Source organism: Eggerthella sp. 1_3_56FAA, from assembly GCF_000185625.1.
In the GTDB taxonomy this organism is placed as follows: Bacteria; Actinomycetota; Coriobacteriia; order Coriobacteriales; family Eggerthellaceae; genus Eggerthella; species Eggerthella lenta.
Genome location: NZ_GL622579.1, coordinates 502,813 through 508,920, shown reverse-complemented (window position 1 = coordinate 508,920; position 6,108 = coordinate 502,813). Strand labels below are relative to the sequence as shown.

The window sequence follows — 6,108 nt, the reverse complement described above, 5'->3', positions numbered from 1 at the left end:
CGCGGCCGCCGGCCGCTGCCCGCTGACGGCGCTGCTCATGGGCGCCGAGATATTCGGCTGGTTGGCGCTTCCGTTTCTGCTGATAGCGGTGGCTGCGGCGTACGCCGGCAGCTACGACGTGGGCGTGTTCGGCCGCGGCGCGGCAAGCGAGCTCGCGCGCGTGCGCCGGCGTGCGCGGCGCGACGAGCCGTCGCTCGAGGAGGATCGATGAGGATGCGCGAGAACGAGCGGCAACCGCGGCGCCGCGTTTACGCGAAGCCCGTGAAGCGCCGGGCCCCGCGCCGATTCGAGGCGCTCGGGGCTCGAAGGAGCGGTACAATGTGGGGCATGGAAACCCTGAAAAAGCTCAAGCAGAAGGCGGGCTCGCGCGAAACCGAGCCGTCCGCCGGCGCGGCGCCGGAGCAAGGCGCCGCGTCCTCGACCGCCCCGGACGCGAGCCCGGTCTCGGCGCGTCAGGTGCTCGCGAAGTTCGCGAGCTATTATAGACCCTATACCTTCCTGTTCGTGTTCGATCTCGTGTGCGCGACGGTGCTGGCCTGCGTCGACTTGGCGTTCCCCCAGTTCCTGAGCTTCTTCACGAAGGACTTCTTCCAAAGTTCGCCTGAGGCTATCATCGGCTCGCTTTGGTGGATCGCGCTCTTGTTCGTCGTGCTGTACGGCGTGCGCACGGCCTGCCAGTACTTCATCACCAGCTGGGGTCACATCATGGGCGCGCGCATGGAGGCCGACATGCGTATGGACCTGTTCAAGCAGTACCAGCGCCTGAGCTTCTCCTATTACGATCGCAACAACACCGGCGAGATGATGAGCAAGCTGGTCACCGACCTGTTCGACATCTCGGAGCTGGCCCATCACGGGCCGGAGAACCTGTTCATCTGCATCCTCAAGATCGTGGGCTCGTTCGCGCTGCTGTTCCTGATCAACGTGCCGCTGACCGCCATCATGCTGGTGGCGACGCTGCTTCTGGCCGCGTACTCGTTCTGGCGCAACTACCAGAAGCGCGTCATCTTCACCGAGAACCGCAAGAAGATGGCCGACATCAACGCGCGCCTGCAGGACTCGCTCGGCGGCATCCGCGTGGTGAAGTCGTTCGGCAACGAGCCGGTGGAGATCAAGAAGTTCGACCGCACGAACGCCCGCTTCGTGGCCACGAAGGAGAGCTCGTACAGGTTCATGGGGTCGTTTCATGCGGTGAACTCGCTGTTCATCGGCGTGCTGTACACGGTTACCATCGTGGGCGGCGGCTACTTCGTGGCCACGGGCGGCCTTGCGGTGTCGGATCTGGCCATCTACGCGCTGTACATCGGCATCTTCATCTCGCCCATCGAGCAGCTCATCAACTTCGTCGAGACGTTCCAGAAGGGCTACGCCGGGTTCCGCCGCTTCATGGAGGTGCTGGCCGTGCGACCCGACATCGCCGACGCGCCCGACGCGGTGGACCTGGGCGCCGCCGAGCGCGCCCGCTGCGGCGGCCCGGATGGGCACGTGGCCGGCGAGGTGCGCTACCGCGACGTGCATTTCAGCTACGACGGCGTCCACGAGGTGCTGCGCGGGCTGGACCTGGCCATCCCGGCGGGCGCGACGGTGGCGCTCGTGGGGCCGTCGGGAGGCGGCAAGACCACCACGTGCTCGCTCTTGCCCCGTTTCTACGATCCGGAGCGCGGCTCGGTGGAGATCGACGGCATCGACATCCGCGCCGTCACCGTCGAGTCGCTGCGCGACGCCATCGGCATCGTGCAGCAGGATGTGTACCTGTTCGGCGGCACCATCCGCGACAACATCGCTTACGGGCGCCCCGACGCCACGACGGCCGAGATCGTGGAGGCGGCGAAGCGCGCCAACATCGACGCATTCGTGCGCGGGCTGCCCGACGGCTACGACACCTACGTGGGCGAGCGCGGGGCCCGCCTGTCCGGCGGGCAGAAGCAGCGCATCGCCATCGCGCGCGTGTTCCTGAAGGACCCGCGCATCCTCATCCTCGACGAGGCCACGAGCGCGCTGGACAACGAGAGCGAGCGGGCCATCCAGAAGTCGCTCGAGGAGCTGTCCGCCGGGCGCACGACGCTCGTCATCGCGCACCGCCTGTCCACCATACGCGGTGCCGACCTCATCGCGGTGGTGGAGGACGGGCGCGTGGCCGAGCGCGGCACGCACGAGCAATTGCTGGCCCTCGGCGGCACCTACGCCCACTACTACGAGATGCAGTTCGGCCCGGTGGAGCAGGGCGCGGTTTTGTGAAACCTGGGTGCGGATTGGATTTTGCGGGTGATCGGGGCTTGCGGCGCGGGTTCTCGTTTGGTACTATACCGTTTCGCGTGTTTACTTAAGCGAGAACGAGCGATCGTGATCGCTCGGCTTAAAGAAGGAGATAGAGAATCATGGCAGTACCTAAGCGCAAAATGGGCCGTGCCCGCACCCACGCCCGTCGCAGCACCAACGACAAGATCGCGGCGCCCTCGCGTTCCGTGTGCCCGCAGTGCGGCGAGGTCAAGCTTCCGCATCGCGTGTGCCCGAACTGCGGCTTCTACAAGAACCGCGAAGTCATCGAGACGGAGTAGCGTACCGTTCATGCGCGCGCGTTCTGCCGCCGCGCATTGACAAGCCTCCTCGCACATCGCGCTTCGCGTGCGATGCGCCGGGAGGCTTTTCTTGCATTCCGCCGTTCTGCGAACGGCGGAACCGCTCGACACTGCGAGGCTTTGATGCACCTGATCTTGCCCTTGCGCGTTTCCTCTTCGCGTATCGAAGCATGCTTCCTCGAAGGGGTCGGCGCTGTGCCGCGTCTGCGCTGGCGCAATATCAGGTACCTCAAAGCCTCTCGCTGACCGATACGCGAGAGTGAGGTTTTCGATATGTCTGACGAAAAGGTCGTTGTTGCCGTCGATGCCATGGGGGGCGACGATGCTCCCGGCGTGGTGCTCGACGGCGTCGCCCAGGCGCTTGCCTCCGACCCTGCCCTCGAGATCGTCCTGTGCGGGCCTGCCGACGTGGTGGAGCCGTTCGCCGCCGCCCACGAGCGCTGCACGCCGCAGGCATGCAGCGAGGTCATCGCCATGGCGGAGCATCCGGCGAACGCCGTGCGCAAGAAGAAGGACTCGTCCATCGTCGTGGGCTGCCGCCTCGTGAAGGAGGGCGCGGCGCAAGGCTTCTTCTCTGCCGGGTCAACCGGTGCCTGCCTGGCCGCAGGCACGTTGGTGATGGGTCGCATCAAGGGCGTCGCCCGCCCTGCGCTGGCCACGGTCATCCCGTCGCCCGTGCGACCCGTCGTCATGTGCGACATCGGGGCGAACGCCGACTGCAAACCCGAGTACCTCGTACAGTTCGGCGAGATGGCGTCGATCTACGCGGAGAAGGTTATCGGCATCGAGCATCCTCGCGCCGCGCTGCTCAACATCGGCGAGGAGGACACGAAGGGCTCGCAGTTCGCGCAAGAAGCGCACGGCCTGCTGAGGGAGCGGCTGTCGAACTTCGCAGGCAACGCGGAGGGCTCCGATATCCTTCCTGCGAACTTCGACGTCATCATCACCGACGGCTTCACGGGCAACGTATGCCTGAAGACCATCGAGGGCACGTCGAAGACCCTGTTCAAGACGCTCAAGAGCATCATGATGTCCACGCCGCTCACGAAGCTGGGCGCTCTGGCCATAAAAGGAGGCTTGAAGCAGCTCATGGCGCAGGTGAGCCCCGATACGTACGGCGGCGCCCCTCTTCTGGGCGTGAAGGGCGCGCTTCTGGTGGGGCACGGCTCGTCCAACGCGCTGGCGGTGAAGAACGGCGTGCTGACCACGGCTCGCATCGCGCGAACCGGCGTATCTGATATAATCGCGCAAACGGTGGCAACGCCCTGCGCCGCCGAAGCGACGGAGGGCGAGTAGGCCATGCCCGATCAATCGTGGAGCCCTTCCCCTGCACCTCGTCAGCAGCCTGAACGAAAGCCCGAGCATGCCATGACCTTCACCGATGAACAGCAGAGAAAACTGGCGGTAGCGCAGGAAATCCTCGGCTACCGTTTCGCGGACGAGCAGCTGCTGCTTTCGGCTATCACGCATCCTTCCGCCACCGAGGGCAAATCGGTCAAGTACTCCTATGAACGCCTCGAGTTCCTGGGCGACAGCATTCTGGGCGCCATCGTGGCCACCATCGCGTTCGATCGGTTCCATGATCTGGACGAAGGCGGCCTGACCCGCATCAAGGTTGCGCTCGTGTCGGGCGCGAGCCTCTCCGACGTCGCCGAGCGACTGGGCTTCGCCGACGTCATCGTGTTCGGCTCTTCCGAGACGGGCACGGGGCGGCGCGGGCTGCATTCCGCGCTGGAGAACGTGTACGAGGCCGTGGTGGCCGCGTTGTTCTTGGACGGCGGCATCGAGGCTGCGGAGGGTTTCGTGCGCGCCACGTTGATCCCCCGCATGTCGGCCGACATGGCGCGCGAGCCCGAGAATCCCAAGAGCGCCCTGCAGGAGAAGCTGCAGGAAGACGGCATCACGCCCACGTACAAACTGGTGGAGACCCAAGGCCCGCCGCACGACCGCACGTTCGTCGCGCAGGTGTTCGCCGGCAGCCAGGGGCTTGCCCGCGGCACGGGTCGTACGAAGAAGGAAGCCGAGAGCCAGGCTGCCAAGAGCACGCTCGCCCGCCTGGGCGAGTTCTTCGGCCTGGGAGTGGACGGCGAGGCTCGCGCGGAGAAGGCCGAGGCCGCCAAACAGGCCAAGGCGGAGAAGGCTGCCGCGCGCGCCGAGGAGAAGGCCCGCAAGAAGTCCGAGCGCGAGCGCGCGAAGCAGCGCAAGCAGGGGTAGCCGTTCCATGTATCTGAAATCGCTGGTCCTCAAGGGTTTCAAATCGTTCGCCGATCGCAGCGTGCTGGCGCTCGAGCCGGGCATCATCGCCGTGGTGGGGCCGAACGGCTCGGGCAAGTCGAACATCTCGGACGCCGTGCTGTGGGTGCTGGGCGAACGCAACGCGAAGCACCTGCGCGGCCAGGCGATGGAGGACGTCATCTTCGCCGGATCGTCTGCGCGCAAGAGCGTGGGCATCGCGGAGGTGGATCTCGTGCTGGACAACTCGGACGGCACGCTGCCGGTGGACTTCGACGAGGTGGCCGTCACCAGGCGCATGTACCGCTCGGGCGAGAGCGAGTACTTGATCAACGGCGTGGTGGCGCGCCGCATGGACGTGCTCGACATCCTGCACGACTCAGGGCTGGGCACGGGGACGCACTCCATCATCTCGCAGGGCAGCTTGGACTCCATCCTGCAGTCGAAGCCGGAGGATCGCCGGGCTCTCATCGAGGAGGCCGCCGGCGTGTTGAAGCACAAGCAGCGCAAGGCGAAAAGCGAGCGCAAGCTGGCGGCCATGGACGCGCACCTGGCCCGCGTGAAGGACGTGGCCGCCGAGGTGGAGCGTCAGCTGGGGCCGCTGGAGCGCAAGGCGAAGCGCGCCCGCACCTACCAGGGGCTGGCCGACGAGCTGGCGGATCTGAGCCTGTCCCTCGCAGTGGACGACCTTCGCACGCTGCGCCGCGGGTGGGACGACGCGCTCGCGCGCGAGCGGGCGCTGGAAGCGGAGTTGGAGGAGAAGCGCGCCGCCATCGCCCAGGCCGAGGCCGCGGCCGAGGAGCTGCAGGAGAAGATCCGCCGCGAGAGCGTGGACGCGGGAGAGCTGGCCCGCCGGCACCGCCGCGCCTCTTCGGCCGTCGAGCGTTTCGACGGTGCGACGCTGCTGCTGCACGAGAAGCGCCGTGCCGCCCAGAGCTACGAGGCCGAGCTGCGCGTGACGCTTGAGGCCAATGCTGCGAAGCGCGCGCAGGCCGAAGCCGATCGCGCGCAGGCCGTCGAGCAGCTGGCCGAGGTGCAGCGCGACCGCGAGCAGGCCGATGCGAACGTGGCGCGCCTGGCCTACGAGCAGTCCGAAAACGCGCAGAAGCGCCGCTTGCTCGAGCGCGAGGCCGAGGAGCTGGAGCGCGCGAAGCGCGACGGCGAGCGTGCGCAGGAGCAGGCGCGCCGCGAGCTGGCCGAAACGCAGGAGGCGCTGACCAGCGGCCTTGCGCATGTGAAGCTGATCGAGGGTCATGGCAAGGAGCTGGAGCTGCAGCTGGAGCGCGCGAAGGGGGAG

General features: G+C 66.8%; 5 protein-coding genes and 1 pseudogene. All 6 read left to right on the top strand.

The annotated features are described in order from the left end of the window. A pseudogene (locus HMPREF1023_RS02160) lies at positions 1-211 on the top strand (chloride channel protein); the annotation flags it as partial. A 107-nt stretch (positions 212-318) separates the two neighbouring features. Next, on the top strand, positions 319-2,238 hold the full coding sequence (locus tag HMPREF1023_RS02155; RefSeq protein WP_009304506.1) for an ABC transporter ATP-binding protein: 1,920 nt from the start codon (positions 319-321) through the stop codon (positions 2,236-2,238). 140 nt (positions 2,239-2,378) lie between these two features. Further along, on the top strand, positions 2,379-2,558 hold the full coding sequence (gene rpmF, locus HMPREF1023_RS02150) for a 50S ribosomal protein L32 (protein WP_009304505.1): 180 nt from the start codon (positions 2,379-2,381) through the stop codon (positions 2,556-2,558). A gap of 294 nt (positions 2,559-2,852) precedes the next feature. Continuing rightward, positions 2,853-3,875 (top strand): phosphate acyltransferase PlsX, encoded by a 1,023-nt coding sequence (gene plsX, locus HMPREF1023_RS02145; protein ID WP_009304504.1) that lies wholly within the window; start codon positions 2,853-2,855, stop codon positions 3,873-3,875. A 72-nt stretch (positions 3,876-3,947) separates the two neighbouring features. Next, positions 3,948-4,793, top strand: coding sequence for a ribonuclease III (gene rnc / locus HMPREF1023_RS02140; RefSeq protein ID WP_009304503.1), 846 nt, complete (start codon positions 3,948-3,950; stop codon positions 4,791-4,793). Positions 4,794-4,800: 7 nt separating this feature from the next. Further along, positions 4,801-6,108 (top strand): chromosome segregation SMC family protein (locus HMPREF1023_RS02135; protein WP_009304502.1); only part of this gene is annotated, 1,308 nt, incomplete at its 3' end.